Annotated in this window: 16 protein-coding genes; 6 read left to right on the forward strand and 10 right to left on the reverse strand. The window is 39.2% G+C overall.

The genetic code is table 11. From position 1 onward, the window contains the following. Positions 1-390 precede the first annotated feature (390 nt). Genes CLV81_RS02865 through CLV81_RS02885 form a run of 5 tightly spaced genes read right to left on the reverse strand, consistent with a single transcriptional unit; the run spans position 391 to position 4,012 of the window. Positions 391-1,929 (reverse strand): DUF4301 family protein, encoded by a 1,539-nt coding sequence (locus tag CLV81_RS02865; RefSeq protein WP_106143546.1) that lies wholly within the window; start codon positions 1,927-1,929, stop codon positions 391-393. Then, positions 1,926-2,489 (reverse strand): AAA family ATPase, encoded by a 564-nt coding sequence (locus tag CLV81_RS02870; RefSeq protein ID WP_106143547.1) that lies wholly within the window; start codon positions 2,487-2,489, stop codon positions 1,926-1,928. Before CLV81_RS02870 ends, CLV81_RS02865 begins: the two co-directional genes overlap by 4 nt. After that, entirely contained in the window at positions 2,444-3,082 is a 639-nt protein-coding gene (gene pnuC / locus CLV81_RS02875; protein WP_106143548.1) for a nicotinamide riboside transporter PnuC, read from the reverse strand. Before pnuC ends, CLV81_RS02870 begins: the two co-directional genes overlap by 46 nt. Further along, positions 3,066-3,326, reverse strand: coding sequence for a YkoF family thiamine/hydroxymethylpyrimidine-binding protein (locus CLV81_RS02880; RefSeq protein ID WP_106143549.1), 261 nt, complete (start codon positions 3,324-3,326; stop codon positions 3,066-3,068). Before CLV81_RS02880 ends, pnuC begins: the two co-directional genes overlap by 17 nt. Positions 3,327-3,376: 50 nt before the next feature. Further along, positions 3,377-4,012 (reverse strand): 4'-phosphopantetheinyl transferase family protein, encoded by a 636-nt coding sequence (locus CLV81_RS02885; RefSeq protein ID WP_106143550.1) that lies wholly within the window; start codon positions 4,010-4,012, stop codon positions 3,377-3,379. A 72-nt stretch (positions 4,013-4,084) separates the two neighbouring features. On the opposite strand from CLV81_RS02885, the gene ahcY reads away from it, so the two are divergent. After that, positions 4,085-5,401 carry an adenosylhomocysteinase gene (gene ahcY / locus CLV81_RS02890; RefSeq protein WP_106143551.1) on the forward strand — a complete coding sequence of 439 codons (1,317 nt, stop codon included), beginning with the start codon at positions 4,085-4,087 and terminating at the stop codon, positions 5,399-5,401. Between the two features lie 83 nt (positions 5,402-5,484). Continuing rightward, complete coding sequence (locus tag CLV81_RS02895) at positions 5,485-6,588, forward strand: SDR family oxidoreductase (protein ID WP_106143552.1); 1,104 nt, start codon at positions 5,485-5,487, stop codon at positions 6,586-6,588. Between the two features lie 68 nt (positions 6,589-6,656). On the opposite strand, the gene CLV81_RS02900 is transcribed toward CLV81_RS02895, so the two are convergent. Both CLV81_RS02900 and CLV81_RS02905 read right to left on the reverse strand, forming a co-directional pair. Then, the gene (locus tag CLV81_RS02900) at positions 6,657-7,412 is read right to left on the reverse strand and encodes a LytR/AlgR family response regulator transcription factor (protein ID WP_106143553.1); all 756 of its coding nucleotides are present in this window, start codon (positions 7,410-7,412) and stop codon (positions 6,657-6,659) included. After that, the gene (locus CLV81_RS02905) at positions 7,412-8,497 is read right to left on the reverse strand and encodes a sensor histidine kinase (protein WP_158259063.1); all 1,086 of its coding nucleotides are present in this window, start codon (positions 8,495-8,497) and stop codon (positions 7,412-7,414) included. Before CLV81_RS02905 ends, CLV81_RS02900 begins: the two co-directional genes overlap by 1 nt. 234 nt (positions 8,498-8,731) lie before the next feature. Here CLV81_RS02905 and CLV81_RS02910 point away from each other — a divergent pair, with 234 nt between their 5' ends. The 3 genes from CLV81_RS02910 to CLV81_RS02920 are packed head-to-tail and all read left to right on the forward strand — an operon-like array spanning position 8,732 to position 12,480. Next, positions 8,732-11,116 carry a TonB-dependent receptor gene (locus CLV81_RS02910; RefSeq protein WP_106144886.1) on the forward strand — a complete coding sequence of 795 codons (2,385 nt, stop codon included), beginning with the start codon at positions 8,732-8,734 and terminating at the stop codon, positions 11,114-11,116. Positions 11,117-11,128: 12 nt separating this feature from the next. Then, a complete protein-coding gene (locus tag CLV81_RS02915) occupies positions 11,129-11,947 on the forward strand; it encodes an SDR family NAD(P)-dependent oxidoreductase (protein ID WP_106143555.1) in 819 nt (272 codons plus the stop codon). Continuing rightward, positions 11,944-12,480, forward strand: a complete 537-nt coding sequence (locus CLV81_RS02920; RefSeq protein WP_106143556.1) for a DUF1569 domain-containing protein — start codon at positions 11,944-11,946, stop codon at positions 12,478-12,480. Before CLV81_RS02915 ends, CLV81_RS02920 begins: the two co-directional genes overlap by 4 nt. A 54-nt stretch (positions 12,481-12,534) precedes the next feature. On the opposite strand, the gene rpmA is transcribed toward CLV81_RS02920, so the two are convergent. From rpmA to CLV81_RS02935, 3 genes are all read right to left on the reverse strand, one after another. Next, on the reverse strand, positions 12,535-12,795 hold the full coding sequence (gene rpmA, locus CLV81_RS02925; protein ID WP_106143557.1) for a 50S ribosomal protein L27: 261 nt from the start codon (positions 12,793-12,795) through the stop codon (positions 12,535-12,537). Between the two features lie 27 nt (positions 12,796-12,822). Then, a complete protein-coding gene (gene rplU, locus CLV81_RS02930) occupies positions 12,823-13,365 on the reverse strand; it encodes a 50S ribosomal protein L21 (RefSeq protein WP_106143558.1) in 543 nt (180 codons plus the stop codon). Between the two features lie 99 nt (positions 13,366-13,464). After that, positions 13,465-13,911, reverse strand: coding sequence for a DUF4199 domain-containing protein (locus tag CLV81_RS02935; RefSeq protein ID WP_106143559.1), 447 nt, complete (start codon positions 13,909-13,911; stop codon positions 13,465-13,467). Between the two features lie 180 nt (positions 13,912-14,091). Here CLV81_RS02935 and CLV81_RS02940 point away from each other — a divergent pair, with 180 nt between their 5' ends. Continuing rightward, positions 14,092-15,414 (forward strand): M16 family metallopeptidase, encoded by a 1,323-nt coding sequence (locus CLV81_RS02940; protein ID WP_106143560.1) that lies wholly within the window; start codon positions 14,092-14,094, stop codon positions 15,412-15,414.

Below are 15,414 nucleotides of genomic sequence, written 5' to 3' on the forward strand. Positions count from 1 at the left end.
ATACCGTTCTAAAAAGTATCATCTCTCTTTCTCTGTTAGATTAGACACAGCTATCTCGTATAGGTCACAAAAAAAGGCCGCAACATGTGCGGCCTTCAACCAAATCAACCAACCAAAAATGACCAGACGCTAGCGTCTGGTATACTTATATCGTTTGTTTTTTTATATTCCTATTTGTCCAAAAAAGAAAACCTAACAGTACCAAATTCAGCAATACTAAAAAACTTGTAATCCCTATTAACCACATAATCTGTTTCTTTACTTCATATAGTAAGACCCAGATTTTTTGGCCGGGTCACCTCAAAATGAGGTTTTTAACAGTTTTTTGACATTTTTGGGCAAAAAAAATCCCCTGATCAGGGGATAGTGAAATAATGGCATTAAAACCTTTTATGCCTGATGGCTAGGTTTGAGCAGGTCATTTACCGTTTTAACCGGATTGAACGTGACTAATGGAACCTCAACAAACAGGGTGTTCCAAAAAGCCATCGCCCCATTCCAAAGGCCAGGAAGTTCCAGAGCTTTCAATTCTTTCCCTGCTTGTGTTTTTCCTGTAATGAAACCTTGTTTATGGTCAACAAATTCCAGAAGGTCATATTTTTCCCCTTTATGGTTCTTAACTCCACAAATGATATCCACTGGATTGAAGTGTGTGGAATTTTTCAAAAGACTTGCCTGTTCAGAATCTGACATATCTACTTGAGCAGATTCCACAATTTGAAGGGAAACACCACCATCATGATCCAAAATCCAAAATGGGCCACCTCCAGGTTCACCTTCATTCTTGACCATGCCACAAACCCTAATGGGTCTATTAATCTTATTCTTAACAGCAGATAATTTACCGTCAAAACTTAAAGTGCCAAAGTCTTCAGGAAACCTTACGTTAAGTTCGTCTTCCAAAAATGTTTTGATATCCATCAATTTTTCTTCGGAGATATTGTTTTTTTCTAAATCTGCTGCATATTCAAAAGCTTTGGACTGTACTTTTAAAAGAACACCTGCAAGCATTTTCTTGCTGTTCCCCACTGCCTTCAAATTCTCATCCACTACGACATTATCTATGTTCTTGATAAATATAATATCAGCATTTTGTTCATTTAGGTTCTCTATTAAAGCGCCATGACCTCCCGGTCTAAACAAAATGGAGCCATCTTCCTTTTTGAAAGGTTTGTTGTCCAAATCAACAGCAATAGTATCCGTTGATGGTTTCTGATTGGAATACGATACATGAAAATTCGTATTTGTAGCCTCAGATACCTTAGGCCCAGAACTGGCATGCTCATCTTTGAACATATCATTATGTTGCACAGAAATGGTAAAATGCAGATTTGCATTCCCATTGGTCTTTGCATAAAAAGCGGCCTCCTTCAAATGCTCTTCAAAAGGTGTCGCGGATTCTGTCTCATAGTTGTGAAATGGCAACAATCCTTTAGGGTAGAATCCGTAGTTCAATCCCTCTTCCACCAACATCTCTTTTACAAATAGATGGGATTCTTCATCGGCGTTTTCCGCCTTGCCAGAAATACGACCCATAATTAGGTCGTAAAATGGCAAACTTTCTTTTCCTTCTAGAAACTGTTGCACTGCTTTATCTCCAGTTCTCCCAAAATATGCCGACAAGGATTCATTTGATGCATTGTAGGAATCCAAAAAATTGAACATGGCCTTGAACATACGGGATGCGGCTCCCGACGCCGGAACAAACTTTAATAGGTACAGTTTCTCAGAAGCATCCTCAAAGTAAGCAATTAAATCTGATTGCTCTTCATTTGAAAAGCGCAGAATTCCATCACCCACAACTGCAGCTTTTTTAAGTTTTACAAAGGGAATCCCTTCCTTAAAGGTTTGGATTTGACTTAATACTTTCTCTTGGGAAATCCCCTTTTCTTCGAGCTGTTTTAAATCATCAGAGCTGAATTCAATCATGGGTAAAGTAGTTTGTCTATGTGTTGTTTTGCCGACTGGAATCGTTGTTCTTTATCTCCCTTTAAAGTAACGAAATTCCTATCGTATTTCTTTAAAGTTTCATGGAAATACGAAAACATTCTTTCCCGTTCATCGGGCTTGTCTCTCAAATCATCTTTTACCCATGGCACATCAATATAAGTTAATAAGTATAAGTCGTAAGAATTGAGTAGGGCGTATTTCTCCAAAAGTGGGTCAGAATACCCTAGATAATAAGCCTCTGAATACACTTTGGTCTCTAGCAAATCGGTATCGCAGATAAGAATTTTATTGGCCTTTTTTGCCAAGGTATTTTCCAAATCCATTTGACCATAGGCTATTGGCAACAAATCATCAGGTTCACACGTTTTCTGTTCCCTATCCCATTTTTCCTGTAAATACTCTCTTGCATACTCAGGAACCCAAAGGGTTTGGTAGTGGTCTGCCAATTGTTTGGAAAGTGTGGTCTTTCCTGTAGACTCTGGCCCAAATAAAACTACTTTAACAAGGTCTGAGGGCTCTTGCCCAAGCTTTTCTTCCATGCGCGATAGCCATAAATGGCAATAATGGTGAACAAAAAGTACTGAAAAGAGGAAAATACCAACCCCTTGTATAAATATAGGGGAACAGAAATGATATCACCAATAATCCAGAAGGTCCAATTTTCCAATTTTTTTTTGGCCATCAACCACATGCCCACAAAGAAAATGGCCGTGGTCAAGGTATCCACATAAGCAGTCCATGAATCAAACTTTTTGAAGATGATATAAACCCCAAAAACAAATACTATTGTGGAGAGAAACAACAGGATTGCCCATTTTTTTTCCAAAGCGTTCATTTGGGTGATTGGAATAAAATGCGTCTCATCAATTTTTCTGGTCCAAACCCACCAACCATAGATGCTCATAGTAAAATAGTACGCATTGATGAGCATATCGCCTAGCAGTCCATATACTAATAAGATATATACGAAAATGGCGGTGCTGATAATTCCAGTGGGGTAAACCAGTATATTTTCCCTTTTGGAAAACCAAACACTTAAGAACCCAAAAACAACTCCTATTATCTCAAGTATTACTAAATATGTAGGAACACCTTGGTACTGGGCAAACAACCAATCAAAAATGGGGCTCATAGGTACTTCTATCCGATTTAACCACTTTCATTTGAAGAACCACATGGTCCAAATTGTCAAAAGCTTCCTTGATTTCGGTCTTAAGTAAATTCATTACCTCATCATAATCGCCGTACACTTGCGTACTCAAGGGGTTTTCCAAAACCGTAAGCCCAGAAGCTCTTAGTTTTTTAATGAAGTTGATGATTGGTGGTTCAAAATCATCCTTAAGGGGAGTGAGTGTCAACTCAACGGATATTCTCATGGGTCATGCCAAATTTAAAACCACAAAGCTACAAAAGCCAATGGTAGAAATTAATCTTCCTTTTGCGCATAGACGCAGGTGAAGCCTTCAAATTCTAAAAAATCTACTCCAAACTCGGATTTTTGCCCCTGATATCTAACCTTGGCCTTAGTTTTCAAATCATCAAAACGAAAATCCGAAACATCTATGTGTTTCAAAAAGCTCAATCCCGGCTCGCCGTATATCTTATACAGTGATTCTTTTGCCCCCCAGACAATGGTAAGCTTTCTAATAATGGCTTCAGTATTGGCCAAGGTTCTATATTCGTGGATAGGTGTAAACTTATATGCGATTCTCAATATTTTTTCACGCTGTTTCTCAATATCGATACCTACCTCTTCTTTCTTGCCAATAATTATACCCGTGAAGTTATGTGAATGGGTAATGGATATATGATTTCCATCCTTTAAATAGGGCTTACCAAAGTCGGAATAGTATACATCCTTATCCTCATAGCCCGCTTCAAAGAATAAATGTCGAATACTTAGAAAAGCCCTTCTATGCATCTCTGATTTCATGGACTCCAGGCGATTTTGACAATGTGTTGTCAATTCAACACCTTTCGCCAAATCATGTTCAGATTCGGTTACTTTCCACAGGTAAGCCGTGGTATTTGGAGAAACTGTTATGCTTTTGTAAATGGGCACTGTTAAGAGATTAGTAATTTGTATCTTTGCAGCCTTAAATAGCTAAGCTACAAAAGTTAAAGTACAAAAAGTATGAGCACAAAGACAATTCCCTATGTTCCCTACAAGGTAAAAGATATTTCATTAGCCGATTGGGGTAGAAAAGAAATTGAATTGGCTGAAGCGGAGATGCCTGGATTAATGGCACTACGCGAAGAGTATAAAGTTGAACAACCTCTAAAAGGAGCACGCATTGCTGGATGCCTACATATGACCATCCAGACCGCAGTTTTGATTGAAACCTTGGTTGCCTTAGGGGCTGAAGTAACATGGAGTTCATGTAATATTTTTTCCACGCAGGACCATGCTGCTGCTGCAATAGCTGCCGCGGGAATACCAGTATATGCCTGGAAAGGAATGACAGAGGAAGAATTTGATTGGTGTATCGAACAAACCTTGTTCTTTGGCGAGGAAAGAGAGCCTCTTAACATGATTCTTGATGATGGTGGAGATTTGACCAATATGGTTTTGGACCAATATCCAGAATTGGCAGGTGCCATTAAAGGGCTTTCCGAAGAAACTACTACAGGTGTTCATAGATTGTATGAGCGTGTAAAGAAAGGTACACTCCCTATGCCCGCCATCAATGTGAACGATTCGGTAACCAAATCTAAATTCGATAATAAATACGGTTGTAAGGAAAGTGCTGTGGATGCCATTCGAAGAGCTACAGATACAATGCTTGCCGGAAAAAGAGTGGTAGTTGCCGGTTATGGCGATGTTGGAAAAGGGACTGCTGCTTCGTTCAGAGGCGCCGGAGCCATAGTGACCGTAACTGAAATTGACCCTATCTGTGCACTTCAGGCCTGTATGGATGGTTACGAGGTAAAGCGATTGGAAACTGTGGTTGGCAACGCTGATATTGTTATTACCACCACAGGAAACAAAGACATTATTAGAGCTGAGCATTTCAAGGCCTTAAAGGATAAAGCCATTGTGTGTAACATTGGACACTTTGACAATGAAATCGACATGGCCTGGCTAAACGGCGAATACGGTGACACTAAGGATGAGATTAAGCCTCAAGTGGATAAGTATACTGTTGATGGCAAAGATATTATCATTTTGGCCGAGGGACGATTGGTTAACCTAGGATGTGCTACCGGACACCCAAGTTTTGTAATGAGTAACTCTTTCACAAACCAAACCCTGGCTCAAATTGAGCTTTGGAACAATAGTGATACGTATCAGAACGAAGTATACATGCTTCCAAAACACTTGGATGAAAAAGTTGCCAAATTGCATTTATCCAGATTGGGTGCTGAACTTACAGAACTTAAACAAGACCAAGCCGAGTATATCGGAGTTACGGTTGAAGGACCTTTCAAGCCGGAATATTATAGATATTAGGCATGCGCTCTAAAATTTTAATAGATAAACCCTTGCCTATGGCAAGGGTTTATTATTTTAGATTATAATATGACATCCGCCAAATGAATATCGTTTTAACGGGAGCTACAGGTACCTTAGGGTCTCAAATACTCTTTTCGCTACTGGAAAGCAGATTTGATACTCTGGAAAGAATCTATGTGATTGTTCGCAGAAAGAAGCATATTTCCGCTGAGGATAGGATAACAGCTATTCTGGACAGCAGTTCTGCTCCTGTATTTATCCAAAAAAACAAGGATGCTGTTCAAAATAAAATCGAGGTAATAGATGCTCAACACCTATTGAATCCAGCTTTCTTTCTTGAAAAAAAACCCGTTCACTATTTTATTCATTCTGCTGGATTCGTGAATCTCTCAATAAATCCGGACAGTAAAAACGAGATTTTTAAAGAGAATCTGGTCCTTACCCAAGATGTTTTTAAGGCATACACGGATTACCTTTCCAAATTCATCTACATAAGTACAGCTTTTTCCATTGGAAAATTGGAAGGGCTTTTAAATAACAATTATGTAGATATGGAGCAGAGCGAATACCGAAACTATTATGAAGCTTCCAAACATGCAGCAGAGAAGTATTTGGTAAAGGCTGGTGCTGAAGCTAATATCCCTATCCAAATACTGCGCCCAAGTGTGCTTGGCGGAAATATTATGGACAGTCCGAACTTTTTCATCTCCAAGTACATGGTGTTTTATCTATTTGCCAAATTCTTTTATAAGAGTCCTTCTTCTGAACCCGTTCGAATTCAGGCAAACCATGATAGTAAACTGAATATTATTCCAACGGACTATGCGGCCAAGGTAATAACCAAAGTATTTGATACAGACGTAAAACAATTGAACATTGTAAATTCAAAGGGGACAAACATATTCAATGGAATTGCCAAAATATTGGAAACGGTAAACTTCAAGAACTTTAGGCTAACGCAAGAATTGATGGATACCGCTTCGGACTTTGAAAGCGCTTTGGAACAATTCTATTATGAGACTATTGGTGTCCATCTAACGCCATATTTGACTTCAAAACCATATGAATGGGACACTACGTTGTTGGAAAGTATTTTACCCATCCCCAAGTACAATTTGGAAGACTATCTAGTGGCCACTGTCGAATTTGCCAAAAACAATGGTTTTAGAAACCAGAGATGGTAAATTCCCTATTTGTATTTATAAAGCTTACTGATTCATCGAAGACCTACTGAAATGCAATTAGGAAAAGGTTACATGTCCAACCAGCGCTTAAAGTTGGTGGTCCGCTCCCTAGAAACAACGACCTGCTCTTCTTCCTTGGGAAGGATTTTTAATAATAAACGGCTGTTAAAATAGCTATGTATTTCCGTTACAGCTTTAACTGATACCATGAATTTTCTATTGACACGAAAAAAATGGATGGGATTCAGGATATTCTCCAATTGATCGATGGTATATTCAATAGGGTATGATTTTCCAGTATGTGTGTACAAATAAATCAATCCTTCATGCGATTTAAAGTAGGCAATGTCCTCAACATTGAACGATTTGAACATGTTACCAACCTTAACCATAAAACGATGTTTGTATTCTTTATGGAAAAGTTGTTTTAAATGCTCAAGATTTTCCGAAGTGCCATTCCCATTTTTGGTTATGTTTTTTTTGAATTTTTCCAACGCCTTCTTCAAATCTTCTTTAACGATGGGTTTCAATAAATAGTCCAATCCATTGTATTTGAATCCACGTATGGCAAATTCATTATAGGCCGTAGTGAAAATGACTGGAGGATGTTCGTGCAATCCATCCAAAATATCAAAGCCGTACCCATCGTTCAGCTGGATATCCAGAAAAATCAAATCCGGGATACGGTTCTTATCGAACCAGTTTGCTCCACTTTCCACCGAATTTATCTCTGCAACTATGGAAATCTCAGGAGCCAACTCCCTGACCATCTGCCCAAGTCGTTTTGCCGCAAATTCCTCATCCTCTACGATTACGGCCTTCATCACGAAATGGTTTTAAGATTCGTTCTCATTACATTGCTCTCCAAAAGCGGAATAATCACTTCAAAGAAATCTTCCTCCTCTCGAACAAGGACCTGTTTGTTCGAATAATACGCATACCTCTTTTTGATATTCTGTAGGCCCATTTTTGTGGTCTCCTCGGGCTTGACCCTTTTTTGAAGGTTGTTCTTTATTACCAGAGCATCCTGTTGAATGTTGGAAATTGAAATATGGAGCGGTTTTTCTTTGCTATACTGGTTGTGCTTTAAGGCATTTTCAACAAGCATTTGTAACGTAAGGGTAGGTATGAAATACCTTTTTGGTTGTACTTGTATGTCCATGGATATGTCAACAGCCTTCTTATGCCTTACATTCATCATAAAAATATAGGAATCCAAAAAGTTGATTTCCTTTTGGAGACTCACCAAATCGTGCTCTCTATTGTCCAAAATATAACGGTAGGTAGAAGCCAAACGGGTCACAAAATCCGAAGCCAAATCCCTATCCTCGTACATTAACGAAGTCAAAGTATTTAGACTGTTGAACAAAAAATGAGGGCTTATCTGATTCTTCAATGTGGTGTATTGGGATGCCATCATTTCTCGTTTCAAATCGTCCATTTGACGGGTAAGATCGTCTTTTTGTTTAATCGAAAAATAAAAGAGATTCACGAAAACCACTGCTGTTGCCAGTAGCCACGCCCTAAAGACATCTCCCCAAAATTCTCGTACTGGGTCATTACATACAATTCCAAGAATGTCTTTAAAAGGAAAAAGGGCCAAATAGTATATGATAGTAGTCATTGGTACCAGTAGCAACATTGTTTTTGCAAAAATGACCAGACTGTTTTTCAAGTTAAGCCCTCCCAAACGCATCTGTTTAGATATAAGCCTATCATTATATTCCCATGTGACCATAAAAAATAAGAACGCGGTAACATAATAAAATACGGCAGTAGGGCTTATGAATTGCTCAAAATCATCATTATCACGCTCAACAGTAGCCTTTATCATCAGATATACAACATTGACCACCATCCATCGGAAGAAAAATTTTCTAAGGCCCTTCTTTGTAAAAAAATCTTTCATATCAACCATAAAGATAAAGAAGTCTTTTTGCCACCCCTTTCCCGATTGAACCAATTGCTAAAAAAGAAGCTGATCTGTCATTTTCAAGTTTAAACTGTATTTCCAAACATAAAGGCCGGAAAATTCAACTCAATCTATTTACCGGTGCCGACAGAGTCAAAATCAACAACCCAGCTTTTTATGCTCCCTACCGATGGTGATTCAAGACATCTTTGGGCAAAACAATTAAAAATCATGAGAAAGTTAGGAATTGTATTAGCCCTACTAATTGGCCAACAACTTATGGCTCAAACAGGAACCATCAAAGGAATTGTTTTGGACAAGCAGTCCGAAATTCCACTTATCGGTGCAACGGTTGAATTACTGGAACAAGCAGAAAGTTTGGGAGTAATAACGGATGAGGATGGTAGGTTTACTCTTGAAAACACACCAACAGGTAGACAAAAAATTAGGGTGAGTTATATTGGGTACGAGAGTGTAACCCTGCCCAATATAGAAGTGACCACAGGAAAAGATGTTTTCCTCACCGTTTCTCTATTGGAGTCCTTTAATCAATTGGACGAGGTCGTATTGACCTCCAATACCAATAAGGACAGGGCCAATAACAAGTTGGCAACGGTATCCGCTAGACAATTTGGCGTAGAGGAAGTAACCCGTTTTTCCGGGGGACGAAGTGATGTAGGCCGTTTGGCAGCAAACTTTGCCGGGGTTTCCACTCCGGATGACAGCCGAAATGACATCGTGGTTCGTGGCAACTCTCCAACGGGATTGTTGTGGAGGGTGGAAGGAATCCCGGTACCAAATCCCAATCATTTTTCCACCGTAGGTACCACGGGAGGCCCTGTATCCGCAGTTAACCCCAACACGTTGAAGAATTCGGATTTTTTAACCTCGGCTTTTGCATCGGAATATGGTAATGCCCTAGGCGGTGTTTTTGACTTAGGTCTGAGAAAAGGAAATGTGGACGACTATGAGTTTTCCGGACAAGTGGGTATTTTCACTGGAGTTGAAGTCAATGCGGAAGGCCCTTTGGGTAAAAAGAACGGTTCATTCTTAATTGCAGCGCGTTATTCATTAATCGATTTACTGGGAACCGGTGCAGGTGGTACCGCTGCCACCCCAAACTATAGTGATTTAACATACAACATCGACTTTGGTTCAGGAAAACTGGGGCGGGTCTCCCTATTTGGAATGTTAGGTACATCGAATATAGAGTTCTTGGGTGATGATATCGACGAAGATGATTTGTTTGCTGCTGAGGATGAAAACACCTTTGTCGATTCGAATTTTGGAGTAGTAGGCATAAAACACCAAATTCCTATCGGAAAGAAATCGTATCTGAGAACAGTTGTAGGAACTTCATTCACAGGAAATGAGTTTACAGCAGATAGATTCATAAATAAAGATACTCCTCAGGAAAGAATCATTTTGTTCACCGAATCGGATAACTCGGAATCCAGGCTTTCGTTCTCCACCTTGTTCAATGCTAAATTGAGTAACAGAGCAACCTTGAGAACCGGGGTCCTGCTTGAGAATTTTAATGTGGAACTTACTACCCGTGATAGAGACGAACAACCGGACAATAATGGTGATGGTGACCCTGATTTATTCACTTTTCTGGATGTTGATGAATCTTTTTCGATAATTCAACCCTATGTGCAAAGCCAGTTCAGATTAACAGAAAAACTGACCTTGGATGCAGGGTTGCATGCCCAATACGCAAGCTTAAATGAGCAATTTGTGCTTGAACCTCGTGCCGCTTTGAACTTTCAAATAGCACCAAATCATAAAATAAATTTTGGATATGGACTCCATCATCAGAATGTTCCTTTCCCTCTTTTGTTTCTAAATGAAGAAGTAAATGGCAATCTGGTTCAAACCAACAGAGATTTGGATTTTGTAAGAAGCAATCACTACGTGTTGGGGTATGATGTAAAGTTGGGCAATGATTGGAGAGGAAAAATAGAGGTCTACAATCAAGATATTGATAATGCTGCCGTAGAATCGTTCCCTTCCAGTTACTCCTCCCTTACAGAAGGTGCGGATTTTGGATTTTCCAATGACAGGGTTTCCCTTGTAAACGAGGGCACAGGTTTTAATAGAGGGATAGAATTCACCTTGGAGAAGTTTTTTAGTCAAAACTACTATGGTTTATTGACCGGTTCTTTTTATGAAAGTAGATATGAAGGTAGTGATGGAATTGAAAGGGACACTCCATTTAACAATGGTTACGTTATAAACGCTTTGGCCGGAAAAGAATTCCCTATGGGTGCCAACAAAAGTAAGATTCTGTTTGTGGACTCCAGACTTTCATTTGCCGGAGGACGCTTTTTTACTCCCGTAGACCTTGAAGCTTCAAGAGCTGCAGGGTTTGAAATACTGCAGGAAGATTTGGCCTTTAGCGAGCAACAGGATGGCTACTTTAGATGGGATGTCAAGTTTGGCCTTAAAATCAATAGTAGAAGCAAAAAACAATCCCACAGATTTTACGTGGACCTACAAAATGTTACGGCCAATGAAAATGTCTTTGCAAGACGATACAACCGGCTCACCAACAATGTGGACCAAGTAGACCAAATAGGGTTCTTTCCTGACTTTGGATACACTTTTCAATTCTAAAAACATCGAGAAATGGGCTTTTCAAATCATCTAAAACAAAAACTATTGAACAAGTATGGTCCCTGGGCATTGGTCACAGGAGCTTCTTCAGGAATTGGTATGGCCTTGTCCACACGACTGGCTGAATCAGGTTTTAATTTGGTACTGCATGGAAGAAATGCCACGGCATTATCTGAGTTGAGCTCAGCTTTGGAAGATAAATGGGGCGTAGTAACGGATGTCATTATAGCCGATATTTCATCAACTTCAAGCGTCGTGCAACTTATAGACAGTCTTGGTGATTTACCGATTGGTCTTTTTGTAGCATCGGCCGGATTCGGTACTTCTGGAGATTTCATTCAGGGAGATTTGGAAGCTGAAATTAAAATGCTCCAGGTAAACAATTTGGCTTTGATGATGCTTACCCATCACTTTGCTCGAACATTCGCCCAAAAAGGTGGTGGTGGAATTATTCTAATGAGTTCAATTGTAGGTTTTCAGGGAGTGCCCAATGCTGCTCATTATGCTGCGACCAAAGCATATGTGCAATCCTTGGGAGAAGGTCTCTACCACGAATTAAAACCACACGGTGTTGATGTTCTTGCCGCTGCACCAGGTCCTGTCGCTAGCGGTTTTGGAAAAGTAGCGGACATGCAGATGACCAGTACCCTAAGCCCTGAAGATATAGCCTTGCCCATATTAAAATCATTAGGAAGAAAATCCACAGTATTTCCTGGTAGGCTTACACAGATTTTGATTTTTGGGTTGCGAACGGTACCACGTTGGGGAAAAATACGTATCATGAAAATGGTGATGGGCGGCATGACAAAACATCAAAAAGCTGAGGTATGAAAAGAATGGCTATTATTTTGTTAGCTTTAGCTTTCATTCTATTGGGAATATCTTTGGCAAGAAACACAGAAAACAGTAGCGCTTTTATGGATGGTCAAATAGGACTGCTCGAATCCTACATTCTTGAAAGAGATGCTTCAAATCCAAAAGTGTCTAAAGTTGATGTAGCGTGGCATGTTGATCATTCATTAAAAACCATTAATCGGATTTGCGAAATACTGGAAAAATCAAACCCAGAGGAATTTAAATCAAATTTCAACTTTACAAGAATTATGATTTTTGCTTGGGGAGATTTTCCAAGAGGTGTAGCAAAATCGCCAAAAATAGTACGCCCACCTGAAGACATACAAACGGAAGACCTTTATGCCCAGCTGGAAGAAGCCAAGGAAAACCTTAAAAAGATTGAAAGTTTACATGAAAATGTGCATTTTGAGCATCCCTATTTTAATGTAATAAACAAAGGGCAGACCAAACGATTTTTAAAGATACATACAGGGCATCATCTAAAAATAATAGAAGATATTCTAAAGTAGAAGCAATAAAAAAGCCCGCTAAATAGCGGGCTTTTTTTATCTAGTAAATGCTTTTTAAGCTTCGAAAGGATCAACGGAAACAAAAGATTTGCCTCCAGCTTTTTTGTCAAATCGAACAATACCATCCACTCTGGCATGTAAGGTATGATCTTTCCCAGCATATACATTATCTCCTGGATTGTGCTTGGTACCTCTTTGTCTAACAATAATATTGCCAGCAACAGCAGCCTGTCCACCAAAAATCTTTACCCCTAAGCGTTTCGATTCTGATTCTCTACCGTTTTTTGAACTACCTACACCTTTTTTGTGTGCCATGATATTTCTTTTTTAGTTCTTTATTCCTTATTTGCTCAAAGCTTCAATAAGCTCTGCTTTCTTCATTGATGAATATCCGCTGATTTCCTTGGCTTTTGCCATTTCCTTCAACTCAACAACTGTTTTGGAAGATAAGTCTTCTGTTGCTTTAGCTTTAGGTGCTTCTTTTTTAGGAGCAGCGGCTTTCTTTGGAGCGGCCTCTTTTTTCTCAACAGGCTTTTCCGCCTTCGCTTTCGCAGGAGCTGCTTTTTTAGCTCCTTTTGCCACAATACTTTCAACCACAATCTCGGTCAAAGATTGTCTGTGACCATTTTTTTTGCGGTATCCTTTTCTTCTTTTCTTTTTAAAGACAATTACCTTGTCTCCACTCAGGTGCTTTACAACTTTAGCTTCAACAGCTGCACCTTCTATGACTGGGGCGCCTACAGTAACGTTCCCGTTGTCATCCAAAAGAAAAACTTTATCAAAAGTTACTTTTTTACCTTCTTCTGTTTGCAAACGGTGTACGTACACTTTCTGGTCTTTTGCAACTTTGAATTGCTGCCCTGCCATTTCTACAATTGCGTACATAATGCGTTTATTAGAGTTTAATAAGGCTAAATTGGATTTAGCGGGTGCAAATATACTCCTAAATCCTTAATTCACAAGCATTATTTGACACAATTACCCCTATTTTTTAGGGTTATTGGATGATTTGAACAGCTGCATGAAAGAAAGGGTCAAAACCAAGGTAGTGGCAAAGCCCATTATAGCTACCGTGAAAAACACTATCCCCTCAAAATTTGCATAGTCTTTGGACCATACTTCGGAAAGTTCGTTTAAAAAATTGGAGTTCAATTCCGTTGAGTAAAATGCAAAGAAAATTGTAAACAAAAGTGTAGCTACAAATCCCATGGTGATTCCGGCCGTAAATCCCTTTCCATAACTGAACTCTTTTCCCATCCGTATTTTGGTATACTTGATGGTTTCATAAATTCCAAAACCTGTAATTACCCCGTTGAATAAACTAAAAAAAACATTGGTATGTTTTCCCATCAGGGCAAGAATTAAAAAATAGGCCATTAAAATGCCGCTGGTAACAATACCAAACCGGATGGGCAGGGTTAGATTTTTCATATCAGTGCTTTTTTGGATGGGTATATAATTTACTGAATGTTTGGGAATTATTGGTTCTTTTTGTCAAAAACTAAACATTTAAAAATCCGAAAATCCTTTCGATTAACCCTATATTCGTGTAACATGTCAGATAAAACTGAGTCTAACCCATCATGACACGTTAACTCTTAAATTATAAATATGAAAAGAACTCTTTTTTTGGGTCTTCTCATGCTTGGATTAGGAAATTTCGCATTTGCTCAAGAAGTTTCTTTTGAGGAGTATGACTTGCCCAATGGGCTTCATGTAATCCTGCATCAGGAAAATGGAGCTCCAGTCGTGACCACTTCGGTAATGTACCACGTTGGAGGTAAAGATAGAACAGAGGGCCGTACTGGTTTTGCCCATTTTTTTGAACATCTCCTTTTTGAAGGAACAGAAAATATTGAAAGGGGAAAATGGTTTGAGATTGTATCCTCAAATGGAGGAATCAATAATGCAAATACTTCGCAGGACAGAACCTATTACTACGAAGTATTTCCTTCAAATAATCTACAACTTGGGCTTTGGATGGAATCAGAAAGAATGCTTCATCCTGTAATTGATCAAATAGGGGTCGATACCCAGCAAGAAGTGGTAAAGGAAGAAAAGCGTTCAACTTATGACAACCGTCCTTACGGTCAATTTTTGGCTGTATTGGGAAAAAATCTTTTTGACGTTCACCCGTACAAAGATCCAAACATAGGCTATATGAAGGATATTGATGCAGCCACTTTGGAGGATGTGAAGGCCTACAATAAAAAGTATTATGTGCCCAACAATGCAGTCTTGGTTGTAGCAGGGGATTTTCAGATAGAAGAAACCAAAAAAATGATTGAAGATTATTTTGGTCCCATTCCCAGAGGCGCTGATATTGTTCGCAACTATCCAAAGGAAAAACCAATAACAGAACAAAAGATTGCGACAGCATATGATGCCAACATTCAAATACCTGCCATAGGTTTAGCCTATAGAACTCCTGGTTTTAGGGAAAGAGATGCCTATGTTCTTGATATGATTTCAACCTATTTAAGCGACGGAAGGAGTTCCAAGTTGTATAAGAAAATGGTTGACGACCAAAAGCAAGCTCTTCAAGTAGGAGCTTTCAATATTGGTCAAGAAGATTACGGTATGTACCTAGTATTTGCACTTCCAGTTGGTGAAACCAGTTTGGAGGTGCTTCAAACAGAAATGGAAGAAGAAGTGGCAAAGGTGCGAGACGAGCTAATTTCTGAAAGAGACTATCAAAAACTACAAAACAAGTTCGAGAATGATTTTGTAAATGCGAACTCTGGAGTGGAGGGCATAGCAAATTCTTTGGCCCGATACTATTTGCTCTATGGGGACACCAACTTGATCAATAAGGAAATTGATATCTATCGTTCCGTAACACGGGAAGAAATCAAAGAGGTGGCAAGTAAGTATTTAAAGCCCAACCAAAGCGTAATCATTAACTATTTGCCAGGAGACAAAACGGAAAATTAA

Source organism: Flagellimonas meridianipacifica (assembly GCF_003001695.1).
GTDB classification, from domain to species: domain Bacteria; phylum Bacteroidota; class Bacteroidia; order Flavobacteriales; family Flavobacteriaceae; genus Flagellimonas; species Flagellimonas meridianipacifica.